This window comes from Streptomyces sp. SDT5-1 (assembly GCF_052245995.1).
GTDB lineage: Bacteria > Actinomycetota > Actinomycetes > Streptomycetales > Streptomycetaceae > Streptomyces.
In genome coordinates this window covers 2,314,060-2,329,366 of sequence record NZ_CM125963.1, presented here as the reverse complement: position 1 = coordinate 2,329,366, position 15,307 = coordinate 2,314,060, and the positions used below count along the sequence as shown (strand labels likewise).

At 69.2% G+C, this 15,307-nt stretch carries 11 protein-coding genes and 2 rRNA genes; 11 read left to right on the top strand and 2 right to left on the bottom strand.

What is annotated here, in order from left to right; genetic code table 11:
* Window positions 1–134 precede the first annotated feature (134 nt).
* The 3 genes from ACTWJ8_RS10870 to ACTWJ8_RS10860 all read left to right on the top strand — a co-directional run bounded on the left by ACTWJ8_RS10870 (window position 135) and on the right by ACTWJ8_RS10860 (window position 5,240).
* Window positions 135–3,259, top strand: a 23S ribosomal RNA gene (locus tag ACTWJ8_RS10870).
* 134 nt (window positions 3,260–3,393) lie between these two features.
* Window positions 3,394–3,510 (top strand): 5S ribosomal RNA (rrf, locus tag ACTWJ8_RS10865).
* A gap of 1,049 nt (window positions 3,511–4,559) precedes the next feature.
* Window positions 4,560–5,240: a hypothetical protein gene (locus tag ACTWJ8_RS10860; RefSeq protein WP_443264863.1), complete on the top strand. Its 681-nt coding sequence runs from the start codon at window positions 4,560–4,562 to the stop codon at window positions 5,238–5,240.
* A gap of 72 nt (window positions 5,241–5,312) precedes the next feature.
* Here ACTWJ8_RS10860 and ACTWJ8_RS10855 read toward each other — a convergent pair whose 3' ends face one another.
* Window positions 5,313–6,614: a DUF1015 family protein gene (locus ACTWJ8_RS10855; RefSeq protein WP_443263700.1), complete on the bottom strand. Its 1,302-nt coding sequence runs from the start codon at window positions 6,612–6,614 to the stop codon at window positions 5,313–5,315.
* Window positions 6,615–6,686: 72 nt separating this feature from the next.
* Between ACTWJ8_RS10855 and ACTWJ8_RS10850 the strand changes: the two genes are divergently transcribed.
* The 4 genes from ACTWJ8_RS10850 (at window position 6,687) to ACTWJ8_RS10835 (ending at window position 10,795) form a co-directional block, all read left to right on the top strand.
* Complete coding sequence (locus ACTWJ8_RS10850) at window positions 6,687–7,754, top strand: HAD hydrolase-like protein (RefSeq protein WP_443263699.1); 1,068 nt, start codon at window positions 6,687–6,689, stop codon at window positions 7,752–7,754.
* Between the two features lie 76 nt (window positions 7,755–7,830).
* A complete protein-coding gene (locus ACTWJ8_RS10845) occupies window positions 7,831–8,877 on the top strand; it encodes a FecCD family ABC transporter permease (RefSeq protein ID WP_356387952.1) in 1,047 nt (348 codons plus the stop codon).
* Window positions 8,874–9,938: a FecCD family ABC transporter permease gene (locus ACTWJ8_RS10840; protein WP_356387950.1), complete on the top strand. Its 1,065-nt coding sequence runs from the start codon at window positions 8,874–8,876 to the stop codon at window positions 9,936–9,938. The genes ACTWJ8_RS10845 and ACTWJ8_RS10840 overlap by 4 nt, the downstream gene beginning before the upstream one ends.
* Window positions 9,935–10,795 (top strand): ABC transporter ATP-binding protein, encoded by an 861-nt coding sequence (locus tag ACTWJ8_RS10835; protein ID WP_356387947.1) that lies wholly within the window; start codon window positions 9,935–9,937, stop codon window positions 10,793–10,795. Before ACTWJ8_RS10840 ends, ACTWJ8_RS10835 begins: the two co-directional genes overlap by 4 nt.
* On the opposite strand, the gene ACTWJ8_RS10830 is transcribed toward ACTWJ8_RS10835, so the two are convergent.
* Window positions 10,779–11,126: an SCP2 sterol-binding domain-containing protein gene (locus ACTWJ8_RS10830; protein WP_356387944.1), complete on the bottom strand. Its 348-nt coding sequence runs from the start codon at window positions 11,124–11,126 to the stop codon at window positions 10,779–10,781. The two genes, ACTWJ8_RS10835 and ACTWJ8_RS10830, sit on opposite strands and share 17 nt — an antisense overlap.
* Before the next feature lie 42 nt (window positions 11,127–11,168).
* Here ACTWJ8_RS10830 and ACTWJ8_RS10825 point away from each other — a divergent pair, with 42 nt between their 5' ends.
* The 4 genes from ACTWJ8_RS10825 (at window position 11,169) to recN (ending at window position 15,047) form a co-directional block, all read left to right on the top strand.
* Window positions 11,169–11,438 (top strand): hypothetical protein, encoded by a 270-nt coding sequence (locus ACTWJ8_RS10825; RefSeq protein WP_356387941.1) that lies wholly within the window; start codon window positions 11,169–11,171, stop codon window positions 11,436–11,438.
* Window positions 11,439–11,444: 6 nt separating this feature from the next.
* Window positions 11,445–12,260, top strand: a complete 816-nt coding sequence (locus ACTWJ8_RS10820) for a TlyA family RNA methyltransferase (protein WP_356387938.1) — start codon at window positions 11,445–11,447, stop codon at window positions 12,258–12,260.
* Entirely contained in the window at window positions 12,257–13,186 is a 930-nt protein-coding gene (locus ACTWJ8_RS10815; RefSeq protein WP_356387935.1) for an NAD kinase, read from the top strand. The genes ACTWJ8_RS10820 and ACTWJ8_RS10815 overlap by 4 nt, the downstream gene beginning before the upstream one ends.
* Before the next feature lie 136 nt (window positions 13,187–13,322).
* Window positions 13,323–15,047 (top strand): DNA repair protein RecN, encoded by a 1,725-nt coding sequence (recN, locus tag ACTWJ8_RS10810; RefSeq protein WP_443264861.1) that lies wholly within the window; start codon window positions 13,323–13,325, stop codon window positions 15,045–15,047.
* The last annotated feature ends 260 nt before the right edge of the window (window positions 15,048–15,307 follow it).

Here is a 15,307-nt window from a genome sequence, read left to right as displayed (position 1 = left end):
CACGTTGTTGGGTGTCTGAGGGTACGGCCGCGAGGTCGCCTTCAGTGCCGGCCCCAGTGCACTCGGACTACTGGTTCGGGGTGATGGGTGGTTGGTCGTTGTTTGAGAACTGCACAGTGGACGCGAGCATCTGTGGCCAAGTTTTTAAGGGCGCACGGTGGATGCCTTGGCACCAGGAACCGATGAAGGACGTGGGAGGCCACGATAGTCCCCGGGGAGTCGTCAACCAGGCTTTGATCCGGGGGTTTCCGAATGGGGAAACCCGGCAGTCGTCATGGGCTGTCACCCGCTGCTGAATATATAGGCAGTGTGGAGGGAACGCGGGGAAGTGAAACATCTCAGTACCCGCAGGAAGAGAAAACAACCGTGATTCCGGGAGTAGTGGCGAGCGAAACTGGATGAGGCCAAACCGTATACGTGTGAGACCCGGCAGGGGTTGCGTGTGCGGGGTTGTGGGATCTCTCTTGATCAATCTGCCGGTTGGTCGACGAGTGAGAAACCGTTGATGTAGGCGAAGGACATGCGAAAGGTCCGGCGTAGAGGGTAAGACCCCCGTAGCTGAAACGTCAGCGGCTCGTTTGAGAGACACCCAAGTAGCACGGGGCCCGAGAAATCCTGTGTGAATCTGGCGGGACCACCCGTTAAGCCTAAATATTCCCTGGTGACCGATAGCGGATAGTACCGTGAGGGAATGGTGAAAAGTACCGCGGGAGCGGAGTGAAATAGTACCTGAAACCGTGTGCCTACAAGCCGTGGGAGCGTCGCGCAAGGAACTTGTTCCTTGCGTCGTGACTGCGTGCCTTTTGAAGAATGAGCCTGCGAGTTTGCGGTGTGTTGCGAGGTTAACCCGTGTGGGGAAGCCGTAGCGAAAGCGAGTCCGAATAGGGCGATGTAGTAGCGCGCTCAAGACCCGAAGCGGAGTGATCTAGCCATGGGCAGGTTGAAGCGGAGGTAAGACTTCGTGGAGGACCGAACCCACCAGGGTTGAAAACCTGGGGGATGACCTGTGGTTAGGGGTGAAAGGCCAATCAAACTCCGTGATAGCTGGTTCTCCCCGAAATGCATTTAGGTGCAGCGTCGTGTGTTTCTTGCCGGAGGTAGAGCACTGGATAGGCGATGGGCCCTACCGGGTTACTGACCTTAGCCAAACTCCGAATGCCGGTAAGTGAGAGCGCGGCAGTGAGACTGTGGGGGATAAGCTCCATGGTCGAGAGGGAAACAGCCCAGAGCATCGACTAAGGCCCCTAAGCGTACGCTAAGTGGGAAAGGATGTGGAGTCGCAGAGACAACCAGGAGGTTGGCTTAGAAGCAGCCACCCTTGAAAGAGTGCGTAATAGCTCACTGGTCAAGTGATTCCGCGCCGACAATGTAGCGGGGCTCAAGCGTACCGCCGAAGTCGTGTCATTGCAGCATTACGCCCAACGGCGGCTGTGATGGGTAGGGGAGCGTCGTGTGCCGGGTGAAGCAGCGCCGGAAGGTAGTTGTGGACGGTTCACGAGTGAGAATGCAGGCATGAGTAGCGATTCACACGTGAGAAACGTGTGCGCCGATTGACTAAGGGTTCCTGGGTCAAGCTGATCTGCCCAGGGTAAGTCGGGACCTAAGGCGAGGCCGACAGGCGTAGTCGATGGATAACCGGTTGATATTCCGGTACCCGCTGTGACGCGAAAGACATCGAATCCAGTGATGCTAAGGCCGTGAAACCGCCCGCGCCGGCTTTGCCGGTGGTGGGAGTGGTGGAGCCGCTGACCCAAGTTGGTAGTAGGTGAGTGATGGGGTGACGCAGGAAGGTAGTCCAGCCCGGGCGGTGGTTGTCCCGGGGTAAGGGTGTAGGACGTGATCCAGGTAAATCCGGTTCACATGAGTCTGAGACCTGATGCCGAGCCGATTGTGGTGAAGTGGATGATCCTATGCTGTCGAGAAAAGCCTCTAGCGAGTTTCATGGCGGCCCGTACCCTAAACCGACTCAGGTGGTCAGGTAGAGAATACCGAGGCGTTCGGGTGAACTATGGTTAAGGAACTCGGCAAAATGCCCCCGTAACTTCGGGAGAAGGGGGGCCACTTCTGGTGATCACTCTTGCAGTGTGAGCTGGGGGTGGCCGCAGAGACCAGCGAGAAGCGACTGTTTACTAAAAACACAGGTCCGTGCGAAGCCGTAAGGCGATGTATACGGACTGACGCCTGCCCGGTGCTGGAACGTTAAGGGGACCGGTTAGTCACATTTCGGTGTGGCGAAGCTGAGAACTTAAGCGCCAGTAAACGGCGGTGGTAACTATAACCATCCTAAGGTAGCGAAATTCCTTGTCGGGTAAGTTCCGACCTGCACGAATGGCGTAACGACTTCTCGACTGTCTCAACCATAGGCCCGGTGAAATTGCACTACGAGTAAAGATGCTCGTTTCGCGCAGAAGGACGGAAAGACCCCGGGACCTTTACTACAGTTTGATATTGGTGTTCGGTTCGGCTTGTGTAGGATAGGTGGGAGACTTTGAACCCGGTACGCCAGTATCGGGGGAGTCGTCGTTGAAATACCACTCTGGTCGTGCTGGATGTCTAACCTGGGTCCGTGATCCGGATCAGGGACAGTGTCTGATGGGTAGTTTAACTGGGGCGGTTGCCTCCCAAAGGGTAACGGAGGCGCCCAAAGGTTCCCTCAGCCTGGTTGGTAATCAGGTGTTGAGTGTAAGTGCACAAGGGAGCTTGACTGTGAGACCGACGGGTCGAGCAGGGACGAAAGTCGGGACTAGTGATCCGGCGGTGGCTTGTGGAAGCGCCGTCGCTCAACGGATAAAAGGTACCCCGGGGATAACAGGCTGATCTTCCCCAAGAGTCCATATCGACGGGATGGTTTGGCACCTCGATGTCGGCTCGTCGCATCCTGGGGCTGGAGTCGGTCCCAAGGGTTGGGCTGTTCGCCCATTAAAGCGGTACGCGAGCTGGGTTTAGAACGTCGTGAGACAGTTCGGTCCCTATCCTCTGTGCGCGTAGGAATATTGAGAAGGGCTGTCCCTAGTACGAGAGGACCGGGACGGACGAACCTCTGGTGTGCCAGTTGTTCTGCCAAGGGCATGGCTGGTTGGCTACGTTCGGGAGGGATAACCGCTGAAAGCATCTAAGCGGGAAGCCTGCTTCGAGATGAGTATTCCCACCCCCTTTGAGGGGTTAAGGCTCCCAGTAGACGACTGGGTTGATAGGCCGGATCTGGAAGCACCGTGAGGTGTGGAGGTGACCGGTACTAATAGGCCGAGGGCTTGTCCTCAGTTGCTCGCGTCCACTGTGTTGTTCCCAGACAACGAACAGTTGTGCTGGCAGAACAGTTTCACTTATCAATTGAAGAGTGTGCTAGTTCGCCGCCCTGTTCACATGTCCCTTGCGAGGGATGTCTGAAAGGGTTTCGGTGGTCATAGCGTGAGGGAAACGCCCGGTTACATTCCGAACCCGGAAGCTAAGCCTCACAGCGCCGATGGTACTGCAGGGGGGACCCTGTGGGAGAGTAGGACGCCGCCGAACTATTTTTGAGAGGACCCTTGGTCCCGGCACACATGCTGGGACCAAGGGTCCTTTTTGTTTTACCTATTTCACAGAGCTCTTCTCGGAGCGCGCCGGCACCCCGGTTGCGCGAGAATGACTGCGGTACCGAAGACAGGAGTCAACCGATGGCCACCAACTCTCCCGACGATCGCGATCGACCGGAGCGCGATCAGCGCCGACGGGACAGTGGTGACCGGGGCGCCCGGGGCGAGCGGGGCGGATTCCGCGGCGGCAGCGGTGGCGGCGGACCGCGCCGTGACCGGCGCGACGGCGACCGGGACCGTCCCTCCTACCGGCGCGACGACCGCGACCGCGGACCGCGTCGGGACGACCGCTCGTACGGCGACCGGGATCGTGACCGCGACCGCGGCGGCCGGCCCTCGTACCGGCGGGACGACCGTCCGTACGGTGACCGGGACCGCGACCGTGGGCCGCGCCGTGATGACCGTCGGGACTTTCGGCGTGACGATCGCCGTGATGACCGGCGTGACGACAACCGTGGCGGTGGCTTCCGGGACCGGCGCGACGACCGTTCGTACGGCGACCGCGACCGCGGGCCGCGACGCGACGACCGGCGGGACGACCGCCGCGACTTCCGCCGTGATGACCGGCGCGACGACCGTCGGGACTTCCGGCGTGACGATCGCCGTGATGACCGTCGGGACGACAACCGTGGCGGTGGCTTCCGCGACCGGCGCGACGACCGTCCGTACGGTGACCGGGACCGCGACCGCGGGCCCCGTCGTGACGACCGCGGCCCGCGCAGGGACGACAACCGCGGCGGCGGCTTCCGCCGTGACGACCGCGACCGTGACCGTGGGCGCGGTGGACCGCGGCGCGACGACCGGGGCGGCCGTCCCGGGGGGTTCCGCGGGCGCGACGACCGCCGTGACGACCGGCGGGGCGACCGTCGCGACGACCGGCGCGGTGGCGGGCCCCGGTTCCGGGACGACCGCGAGCGGGACCGCGAGCCGATCAAGCGGCTGCCGATCCCCGAGGACGTCTCCGGTGCCGAGCTCGACAAGAGCGTGCAGCAGGAGCTCCAGTCCCTGCCGAAGGGCCTCGCCGAGGACGTCGCCAAGAACCTGGTGATGGTCGCGCGGCTCATCGACGAGGACCCGGAGGGCGCCTACGCGTACTCGCGGATCGCGCTGCGGCTCGCGTCGCGCGTCGCCGCCGTGCGGGAGGCCGCCGGGTTCGCCGCGTACGGGAACCAGAAGTACAGCGAGGCGCTCGCCGAGTTCCGGGCCGCGCGGCGGATGACCGGGAACGTCGACCTGTGGCCGCTCATGGCCGACTGCGAGCGCGGGCTCGGGCGTCCCGAGAAGGCGCTCGACATGGCCGGTGCGCCCGAGGTGTCGAAGCTGGACAAGGCCGGGCAGGTCGAGATGCGGCTCGTGGCCGCCGGTGCCCGCCGCGACATGGGGCAGCTCGACGCCGCCATCGTGACGCTCCAGAGCCCGGAGCTGGCCTCGAACGCGACGCAGCCGTGGACGGCGCGCCTGCGCTATGCGTACGCCGACGCCCTGCTCGAGGCCGGGCGCGAGGGCGAGGCGCGCGAGTGGTTCGCCAAGGCCGTCGAGTCCGACAAGGAGGGCAGCACCGACGCCTCCGACCGGCTCGCCGAGCTGGACGGCGTCGAGTTCGTCGACGCGTTCGACGACAGCGAGGACGACGGCGCCCCGGCGGCGCCGAAGGACGGCCAGTAGATAGATAGTCAGAGGCAAAGAGGGGCGGCGGGAACCCACTGGGTTCCCGCCGCCCCTCTTTGTCGTTTCCGGCTAATCGTCCGTCAGCGTGCGCAGGACCAGGCCCGTGGCCGGCTTCGGGCCGAACGACGTGGACTTGCGGGGCATCGTCACGCCCTGGCGGGCGAGTTCGCGGACGACCTCCTCGCGGACCGGATGCATCAGGACCGCCGTGCCGCCGTCGCGGCGCGCCTTGTCGACGGTGGCCTGGGTGTCGTGGATGTACGCGATGTCGGCGGGCGAGTCCTCGGGGATCTCCCAGACGTGGCCGAGCAGCGTCGAATGCAGGACGGTCGCGTCGAGGGTGCGCCAGGCCTCCGGGCGGTCGCCGGGGATCGTGGCGGCCAGGAGCGCCGGATCGGGGCGGTCCAGAAGGTGGTACGTGTCCTCGGTGCCGGTCAGGAGGAAGGCGTTGCCGTGCGCCGCCGCCTCGGCCAGGGCGTCCATGGCGTGCGGGAGCGGGCCCGCCACCTCGCGTACGCGGAAGTGGGGGCGGGCCGCCGCGAGCGCTCGGTCGAGGGGGAGGCGGCCGAGGAGGCGGTGGATGGCGCGGACCCGGAGCGGGTAGCGGGCCGTGTCGACGAGGAGGACGAGGCCGTAGTCCCAGGGGGAGTCTGCTGCCGCCGGGTGTTCGCCGCGCAGGCGCAGGTACGTGGCCCAGCGGTGGTGGCCGTCCGCGATCAGCGCCTGGTGGGCGGCGAGGCCCTCGCGGACCTGCTGCTGGTCGGCGGGGTCGGTGAGTGCCCAGAGGCGGTGGCTGTAGCCGTCCTCCGTCGTCGTGGAGAGCAGTGGTGCGCGGCGCACCGTGCGTTCGATGACGGCGGTGGCGCCCGTCGCGTTGCCGTTGCCGCGGTAGGTGAGGAGCAGCGGTTCGAGGTTCGCGGCCGTCGTGCGCATCAGCCCGGCACGGTCCTCGACCACATGCGGCATAACGTCCTCGTGGGGGAGGACCACACCTTCCGAGGCGTCGGAGAGGTGCAGGGCGCCGATGATGCCGCGCTGCAGCATGTCGCCGTTGCGCTGCTCGTACACGTAGTAGGCGGGTTCGGCGTCGGGCGCGAGGACGCCCTCGGCGAGCCAGCGGCGGAGGGTGTCGGCCGCCAGGTCGTTGCGGGTCCGCGGCTCCACGGCCTGCGGGAGGATCAGGCGGACGATGTTGTGCGGGTCCGCGTTCTCCAGGTGCAGCAGCCCGTCGGGCCGCACCACCACGTCGTACGGGGGTGAGGTCACGGCGGCGAGGCTGCCGACCCGTTCGGGGACGTAGCGGACGCCCCGGAACGGGATGAGGTCCAGGCCGTTGCTCTCCGTCTGTGCCGTGCGACCTGCAGTGTTCATCCCCGCATCGTACGAGTGTCAGTGGCGTGGGGGATGATCGGGGGAGTGGGATCGAGCGAGGAGCGATGCGGAATGAGCCAGGCCCAGAAGGCGACCGGTGCGGGCGACGGTGGGGCCCGGCTGCGCCCCGGCGCGAGCGCGCGGGCGCTGAGCGAGGCGTACGACACGGCGCTGCTGGATCTCGACGGGGTGGTGTACGCGGGCGGGCACGCGATCGCGCACGCCGTCGAGTCGCTTGCGGTGGCCCGGGACGGCGGGATGGGGCTCGCGTACGTCACGAACAACGCGCTGCGGACGCCGGACACGGTCGCCGATCATCTGACGGAGCTGGGGATCCCGACCGGGGCGGACGACGTGATCACGTCGGCGCAGGCCGTCGCGCGGCTCATCAGCGAGCAGGTGCCGAGCGGGTCGCGGGTGCTGGTGATCGGCGGCGAGGGGCTGCGGGTGGCGCTGCGCGAGCGGGGGCTCGTGCCGGTGGAGTCGGCGGACGACGATCCGGTGGCGGTCGTACAGGGGTACGGGGGGCCCGACCTGCCGTGGGGGCGGTTCGCGGAGGCGTGCTACGGGATCGCCAAGGGCCTGCCGTGGTTCGCGTCCAATACGGACCTGACGATTCCGAGCGCGCGCGGCATCGCGCCGGGGAACGGGGCGGCGGTCGAGGTCGTCCGGATCGCGACGGGTGCCGAGCCGCAGGTCGCGGGGAAGCCGCTGCCCCCGATGCACCGGGAGACGATCCTGCGGACCGGTGCGAAGACGCCGCTGGTCGTGGGGGACCGGCTCGACACGGACATCGAGGGGGCGTTCAACGGGGAGGTGGATTCACTGCTGGTGCTCACCGGGGTCACGGACGCGGCGCAGCTCCTCGCGGCTCCGCCGGAGCACCGGCCCACGTATGTGGACGTCGATCTGCGGGGGCTGCTGACCGGTCAGCCGGAGGTCGAGGCCGTCGAGGACGGCGGAGGCGGGTTCCGGTGCGGGGGCTGGACCGCCGTCGCCGGTGACGGGGAGCTGCGGCTCGAAGGTGACGGGGAGGCGATCGACGGGCTGCGGGCGCTGTGCGGGGCGGCGTGGAGCGCGGCAGGGGAAGGTGTGTGCGAGCTGGAGAGCGGGAAGGCGGTCGCACGGCTCGGGCTGTAGCCCGCGGTGTGTTCCCGCGGGTACGGGGGTCGGGCGGGCCGTGCTCAAGATCGGCAGGGTAGGCTAACCTAACCTCGTGTTGGTCGACAGTCCTCCCGAAGACAGCGCGGTGACCGCTCCCGCGCCCCCCGACCGCCGTGCGGCGATACGCACCGTCGGGCTGCTCGCGTCTGTCCTGGTGCTGGTCGCCGTCCTCGTGGCGAGCATCGCCGTGGGGGCGAAACCGCTCTCCCTCGACCAGGTCTGGCACGGCCTGTTCCAGGACACCGGGAACTACGCGGACGTGGTCGTCGGTGAGCGCGTCTCGCGCACCCTGCTCGGTCTGCTCGCCGGCGTCGCTCTCGGCCTCGCCGGCGCGGTGCTCCAGGCGCTGACCCGCAACCCGCTGGCCGACCCCGGCATCCTCGGCATCAACATGGGCGCGTCGGCCGCCGTGGTGTCCGCCATCAGCTTCTTCGGGGTGACCTCGCTCCAAGGCTACGTATGGTTCGCCTTCGCGGGCGCCGCCGCCGTGGGCGTCCTCGTCTACGCGCTGGGCGGCACCCGCAACGCGACGCCCGTGCGGCTCGCCCTCGCCGGCACCGCGATCAACGCGGCTCTCTCCGGCTATCTCTACGCGGTGATGATCACCGACGACATGGCCCTGAACCGGATGCGATTCTGGCAGGTCGGCTCGCTGGCCACCGCATCGATGCACACGATCCAGCAGGTCTGGCCGTTCATCGTGGTCGGCGCCGTCCTCGCGCTGCTCCTCTCCCGGCCGCTCAACGCGATGGCCATGGGCGACGACACCGCTCGCGCGCTCGGCGCCCACCTCGGCCGCACCCGCGCCCTGAGCATGATCGCCGCGACGCTGCTGTGCGGCGCCGCCACCGCCGCCTGCGGCCCCATCGCCTTCGTGGGCCTCATGGTGCCGCACATGGTGCGCTCGTTCACCGGCCCCGACATGCGCTGGATCATGCCGTACGCGGCCGTTCTCTCGCCCGTCCTGCTGCTCGGCGCCGACGTCGTCGGCCGGATCGTCGCCCGCCCGTCCGAGCTCCAGGTCGGCATCGTCACGGCCGTCATCGGCGCGCCGGTCTTCATCGTGCTCGTACGTCGCCGAAGGATGGCCCAGCTGTGACCGCCACCGAGACCCGTACCAAGAAGCAGAGGACCAAGGCGATACGCACCCCGGGCGGTCTGTCCGTCCGGCTCGACCTCCGCTCGCTCCTCGTCGTGGTCGTCCTCCTCGTCGCCGCGCTCGCCGCGAGCGTCTTCCTCATCGGCACCGGCGACTTCCCGATCCCGGTCCCCGACGTGCTGCGCGCCCTCGCGGGCAACGGCAACGCGGGACAGGAGTTCATCATCAACGACCTGCGGCTGCCGCGGGTCCTCGTCGGCCTGCTCGTCGGCGCCTCGCTCGGCCTGTCCGGGGCGCTCTTCCAGACCGTCTCCCGCAACCCGCTCGGCAGCCCCGACGTGCTCGGCCTCGGCCAGGGCTCGACCGCGGGCGCCCTCGTGATGATCGTGATCTTCGGCGGCAGCGCGGGACAGGTCGCGATCGGCGCGCTCGTCGGCGGCCTCGTCACCGGCCTCGCCATCTACGTACTGGCCTGGAAGCGGGGCGTGCACGGCTACCGGCTCGTCCTCGTCGGCATCGGCGTATCCGCCTTCGTGACCGCTGTCAACGGCTATCTGCTCACCAAGGCCGACTTCGTCGACGCCGCCCGCGCCACCGTGTGGATGACCGGTTCGCTCAACGGCCGCGACTGGGCCCAGGTCTGGCCGCTGCTGATCATGTTCGCCGTCCTGATCCCGGTCGTCGCCGCGTACTCACGGCCGCTGCGGATGCTGGAGATGGGCGACGACGCGGCGGGCGGACTCGGCGTCCGCGTCGAGCGCACACGGCTGCTGCTCCTCACGGCCTCCGTCGTCCTGACGGCGGCCGCGACCGCCGCCGCGGGCCCGGTGACCTTCGTGGCGCTCACCGCCCCGCAGATCGCCCGGCGCCTGACCAAGTCGCCCGGTCCGAACCTCGCGGCGTCGACGATCCTCGGCGCGGCCCTGCTGATCGTCGCCGACCTCGTCTCGCAGCGGGCGTTCGGCGCCGACCAGCTGCCGGTGGGCGTGGTCACGGGCGTGGTCGGCGGCGTCTACCTGCTCTGGCTGCTGGTCACCGAGCGCAAGGCAGGCCGGATATGAGCGCGCCCACCTCTCGTACGAACCAAAGGAGCACCGCAGTGAACAGGCTCATAGCCGACGACGTGACCCTCGGATACGACCAGCGCGTCATCGCCGAGAAGCTGTCGGTGGAGATCCCCGACAACTCGTTCACGGTGATCGTCGGACCGAACGCCTGCGGCAAGTCCACGCTGCTGCGCGCCCTGTCGCGGATGCTCAAGCCCAGCTCCGGCCGGGTGCTCCTGGACGGCAGCGTCATCCAGTCGATGCCCGCCAAGAAGGTCGCCAAGACGCTCGGCCTGCTGCCGCAGTCGTCCGTGGCGCCCGACGGCATCACCGTCGGCGACCTCGTCGCCCGCGGCCGCTACCCGCACCAGGGCCTGCTGCGCCAGTGGTCGTCCGACGACGAGCGGATCGTGCAGGAGTCCATGCGCTCGACCGGCGTCGCCGAACTCGCCGACCGGTACGTCGACGAGCTGTCCGGCGGCCAGCGCCAGCGCGTGTGGATCGCCATGGCGCTCGCCCAGCAGACGCCGCTGCTGCTGCTCGACGAGCCGACGACGTACCTCGACATCCAGCACCAGATCGACGTCCTCGACCTCTGCGCCGAGCTGCACGAGGAGCAGGGCCGCACGCTCGTCGCCGTCCTGCACGACCTCAACCACGCGGCCCGCTACGCCACCCACCTCATCGCCCTGCGCGGCGGCGAGGTGATCGCCGAGGGCGCGCCCAAGGACATCGTCACCGCCGACCTGGTCGAGCGGCTCTTCGGCATGAAGTGCCAGGTCATCGACGACCCGGAGACGGGGACCCCGCTGGTGGTGCCGGCCGCGCGGCAGGCGCGCGGCAAGAAGGCGGTCGCTACAGCAGCGTCCTGAGCCGCAGCAGATCGCGGAACGAGGCCTCCAGGCGGACCCGCCCGGAGGCCCATGCCTTCGCGAAGTTCAGCTCGCCGTTCACCATCGCCACCAGGTCGTCCCCGGTCATCGCGAGCCTGATCTGCGCCTTCTCGGCGGGCGGCCCGGAGCGGGTGTCGAGGACCTCGATCCGGCCGTCCTGGAGTCGGCCGGAAAACGTCACGTCGAGGTCGGTGATGCGGCAGCTCAGCGAGCGGTCCAGGGCCGCTGCCGCGCGCACGTCGCCGTCCGCGCCCGCCATGTTGTCCGAGAGTTTGTCGAGCGCCGCCCGGCACTCCTCCGTCGTCGCCATCGTGATCGACGGTACACCGGCGCTTCGCGGTAGCGTCGGGGCATGAGCGAGACGCCCCCCGACGTGCCCGAGCCCGAGGCAGAGCCTTCGTACGACCCCGCGGCCCCCGCCCCGCTCGGCATCGAGCGCACCCCCACGGGGAACGCCGAGGTGGACGCCCAGCTGGAGCGGCTCGGCGATGTGGACCACCTCGCGGCGGACGGGCACGGCGAGGTGTACGAGGATGTACATCAGGGGCTGCGGAACGCGCTGACCGCGCTGGACGCGCCGAGCCCTTCCCCCACCCCGTCCTCGTTCGACAACAGGAGCTGAACCACCGTGGCAGGTGTGGCACGTCGCCGCCTCGACGCCGAACTCGTCCGCCGGAAGCTGGCCCGCTCGCGCGAGCACGCGAGCCAGCTGATCGCCGCGGGCCGGGTCACGGTCGGCAAGACCGTCGCGACGAAACCCGCGACGCAGGTGGAGACGGCCGCCGCGATCGTCGTCAAGCAGGACGACAGCGACCCCGACTACGTCTCGCGCGGCGGGCACAAGCTCGCGGGCGCGCTCGCCGCGTTCGGGCCGCAGGGGCTGGAGGTGAAGGGCCGCAGGGCGCTCGACGCGGGCGCCTCCACCGGTGGCTTCACCGATGTGCTGCTGCGGGCGGGCGCCGCGCACGTCGTCGCCGTCGACGTCGGCTACGGGCAGCTCGCCTGGTCCCTCCAGAGCGATGAACGCGTCACCGTCAAGGACCGTACGAACGTACGCGAATTGACGCTGGAGGCGATCGATGACGTACCCGTGGACATCGTGGTGGGGGACCTGTCCTTCATCCCGCTCGGCCTGGTGCTGCCCGCCCTCGCGCGCTGCGCGGCGCCGGACGCCGACCTCGTGCTCATGGTCAAGCCGCAGTTCGAGGTCGGCAAGGAACGGCTCGGCAGCGGCGGCGTCGTGCGCAGCACCGCACTGCGCGCCGAGGCCGTGCGCGGGGTCGCCGACCAGGCATGGAAGCTCGGATACGGCGTGCGCGGGGTGACCGCGAGCCCCCTGCCGGGGCCGTCCGGGAACGTCGAGTACTTTCTGTGGCTGCGTGCCGGTGCCGATCAGCTGGACCCGGCCGACGTAGAGCGTGCAGTTGCGGAGGGCCCCCAGTGACAGAGCTGACACACCGGCCAAAGACCCCGGCCCGTACGGTCTTCCTGCTCGCCCACACGGGCCGCCCGGCCGCGATCCGCAGCGCCGAGCTCGTCGTGCAGGGGCTGCTGCGCAGCGGCCTCGGGGTGCGGGTCCTGGAGACGGAGGCGGTGGACCTGCCGCTGCCCGACTCCGTGGAACTGGTGAAGGAGTCGGAGGCGACGCCGTCCTGCCTCGACGGCTGCGAGCTTCTCATCGTCCTTGGTGGCGACGGCACGCTGCTGCGCGGCGCCGAGTTCGCGCGGGCCTCGGGGGTGCCGATGCTCGGCGTGAACCTGGGCCGCGTCGGATTCCTCGCGGAGGCGGAGCGCGACGACCTGGACAAGGTCGTCGACCGCGTCGTCACCAAGGAGTACGAGGTCGAGGAGCGCATGACGATCGACGTCGCCGTGCACCGCAACGGCGACGTCGTGCACCGCGACTGGGCGCTCAACGAGGCCGCCGTGCAGAAGATCGAGCCCGAGCGGATGCTCGAGGTGGTCCTGGAGATCGACGGCCGGCCCGTCACCGGCTTCGGCTGCGACGGGATCGTGTGCGCGACCCCGACCGGATCCACCGCCTACGCGTTCTCGGCGGGCGGGCCCGTGGTGTGGCCCGAGGTCGAGGCACTGCTGATGGTGCCGATCAGCGCGCACGCCCTGTTCGCGAAGCCGCTCATCACCTCGCCCGACTCGGTGCTCGCCGTCGAGGTGCAGCAGCACACGCCGCACGGCGTGCTGTGGTGCGACGGGCGGCGGACCGTGGAGCTGCCGCCGGGCGCGCGCATCGAGGTGCGGCGGGGCGGTGTGCCGGTGCGGCTCGCCCGCCTCCACCACGCCGTGTTCACCGACCGTCTCGTCGCGAAGTTCGCGCTCCCGGTCGCCGGGTGGCGCGGCGCCCCGCACTGAGCGGCACGAACGAGTGACGGCGGCGTGAAGGTTTGTCGCCGCACCAGCGCTCCCACCTGCGCAATCGGCCCCGGGGGCCAGGGTCCGTCGCACGGAGGGCCCCCGACCTCGTAAGGTCAGAGGCGTGTTGGAGGAGATGCGGATACGGTCGCTCGGAGTCATCGACGACGCCGTGGTCGAGCTTTCGCCCGGCTTCACGGCGGTCACCGGTGAGACGGGCGCGGGCAAGACCATGGTCGTCACCAGTCTCGGCTTGCTGCTCGGCGGGCGCGCCGACCCCGCCCTCGTACGGATCGGTGCGAAGAACGCGGTGGTCGAGGGGCGCGTCGCCGTGCCCGCCGACTCGGGCGCGCTCGCCCGTGCCGAGGAGGCGGGGGCCGAGCTCGAGGACGGCGTGCTGCTGCTGAGCCGCACCGTCTCCGCCGAGGGGCGCTCGCGGGCGCACCTGGGCGGGCGGTCCGTGCCGGTGGGCGTGCTGAGCGAGCTCGCCGACGACCTCGTGGCCGTGCACGGCCAGACCGACCAGCAGGGGCTGCTGAAGCTCGGCAGGCAGCGGCAGGCACTCGACCGGTACGCCGGTGACACCGTCGCCGCGCCGCTCGCCAAGTACCGGGGCGTCCACAAGCGGTTGAAGGCGGTCAACGCCGAGCTGGAGGAGATCACCACGCGCGCCCGCGAGCGGGCGCAGGAGGCGGATCTGCTGCGCTTCGGTCTCGAGGAGATCAACGCGGTGGAGCCGCGGGCCGGCGAGGACGTGGAGCTGGCCGACGAGGCCTCCCGGCTCGGCCACGCGGAGGCGCTGGCATCGGCGGCCGCCGCCGCGCACGCCGCGCTCGCGGGGAACCCCGAGGACCCGGAGGGCGTCGACGCGCAGACGCTGGTGGGTGGCGCGCACCGGGCCCTGGAGGCCGTGCGCTCGCACGACCCGGCGCTCGGGACGCTCGCCGAGCGGATCGGCGAGGTGCAGATCCTGCTCACCGACGTCGCCGCCGAACTCGCGGGCTATTCGGACAACTTGGACGCCGATCCGCTGCGGCTCTCCGCGGTGGAGGAGCGGCGGGCGGCGCTCACCGCGCTCACCCGCAAGTACGGCGAGGACGTCGCCGAGGTGCTGGCCTGGGCCGAGAAGAGCTCCGCGCGCCTCCTCGAACTCGACGGCGACGACGAGCGGATCGGCGAGCTGACGGCCGAGCGGGACGCGCTGCGCGGCGAACTCGGCGTCCTCGCGCAGGAGCTGACGCACGCGCGCGTGGAGGCGGCGGACCGGTTCGCCGCCGCCGTCACCGAGGAGCTGGCCTCGCTGGCGATGCCGCACGCGCGGGTGTCGTTCGACATCCGGCAGACCGAGACCGACGGGCCCGAGGGCGTCGAGGTCGACGGCCGCACGGTGGCCGCGGGACCCAACGGCGTCGACGAGGTCGAACTGCTGCTCGCCCCGCACCCCGGAGCGCCGCCCCGGCCCATCGCCAAGGGCGCGTCCGGCGGTGAGCTGTCGCGCGTGATGCTCGCGGTCGAGGTGGTCTTCGCGGGCAACGACCCGGTACCTACGTATCTCTTCGACGAGGTCGACGCGGGCGTCGGCGGCAAGGCCGCGGTCGAGATCGGCAGGCGGCTCGCCAAGCTCGCGAAGTCGGCGCAGGTCGTGGTCGTCACGCACCTTCCGCAGGTCGCGGCGTTCGCCGACCGGCAGCTCCTGGTCGAGAAGACGAACGACGGCTCCGTCACCAGCTCCGGCGTCACGGTCCTGGAGGGCGAGGACCGGGTCAGGGAGCTGTCCCGCATGCTGGCGGGCCAGGAGGACTCGGAGACGGCGCGGGCGCACGCGGAGGAGCTGCTGTCCGCCGCGCGGGCGGACGCGTGAGGATCCGGGCGCGGTCGGCCGTATACGGACACCGGGTGGTCCGGGCGGTGCGGGTGTCGGCTCGGTAGGCACATACGTAAGCAACGGGCTCCTGAACTCACCCATGCGGGTGGTCCCGTGTGCCGTGTTGCCCAGGCCCGCGCGGTGCGGGGCGGCGATCCGTGCCGGAACGTCCGTGCGGGCTGGCATCCTTGGGGACCGACGGTGTACCTACCCCAGAGCCCGTACGCTCCGTATACCTAACGCCTCTTCCGTACCTA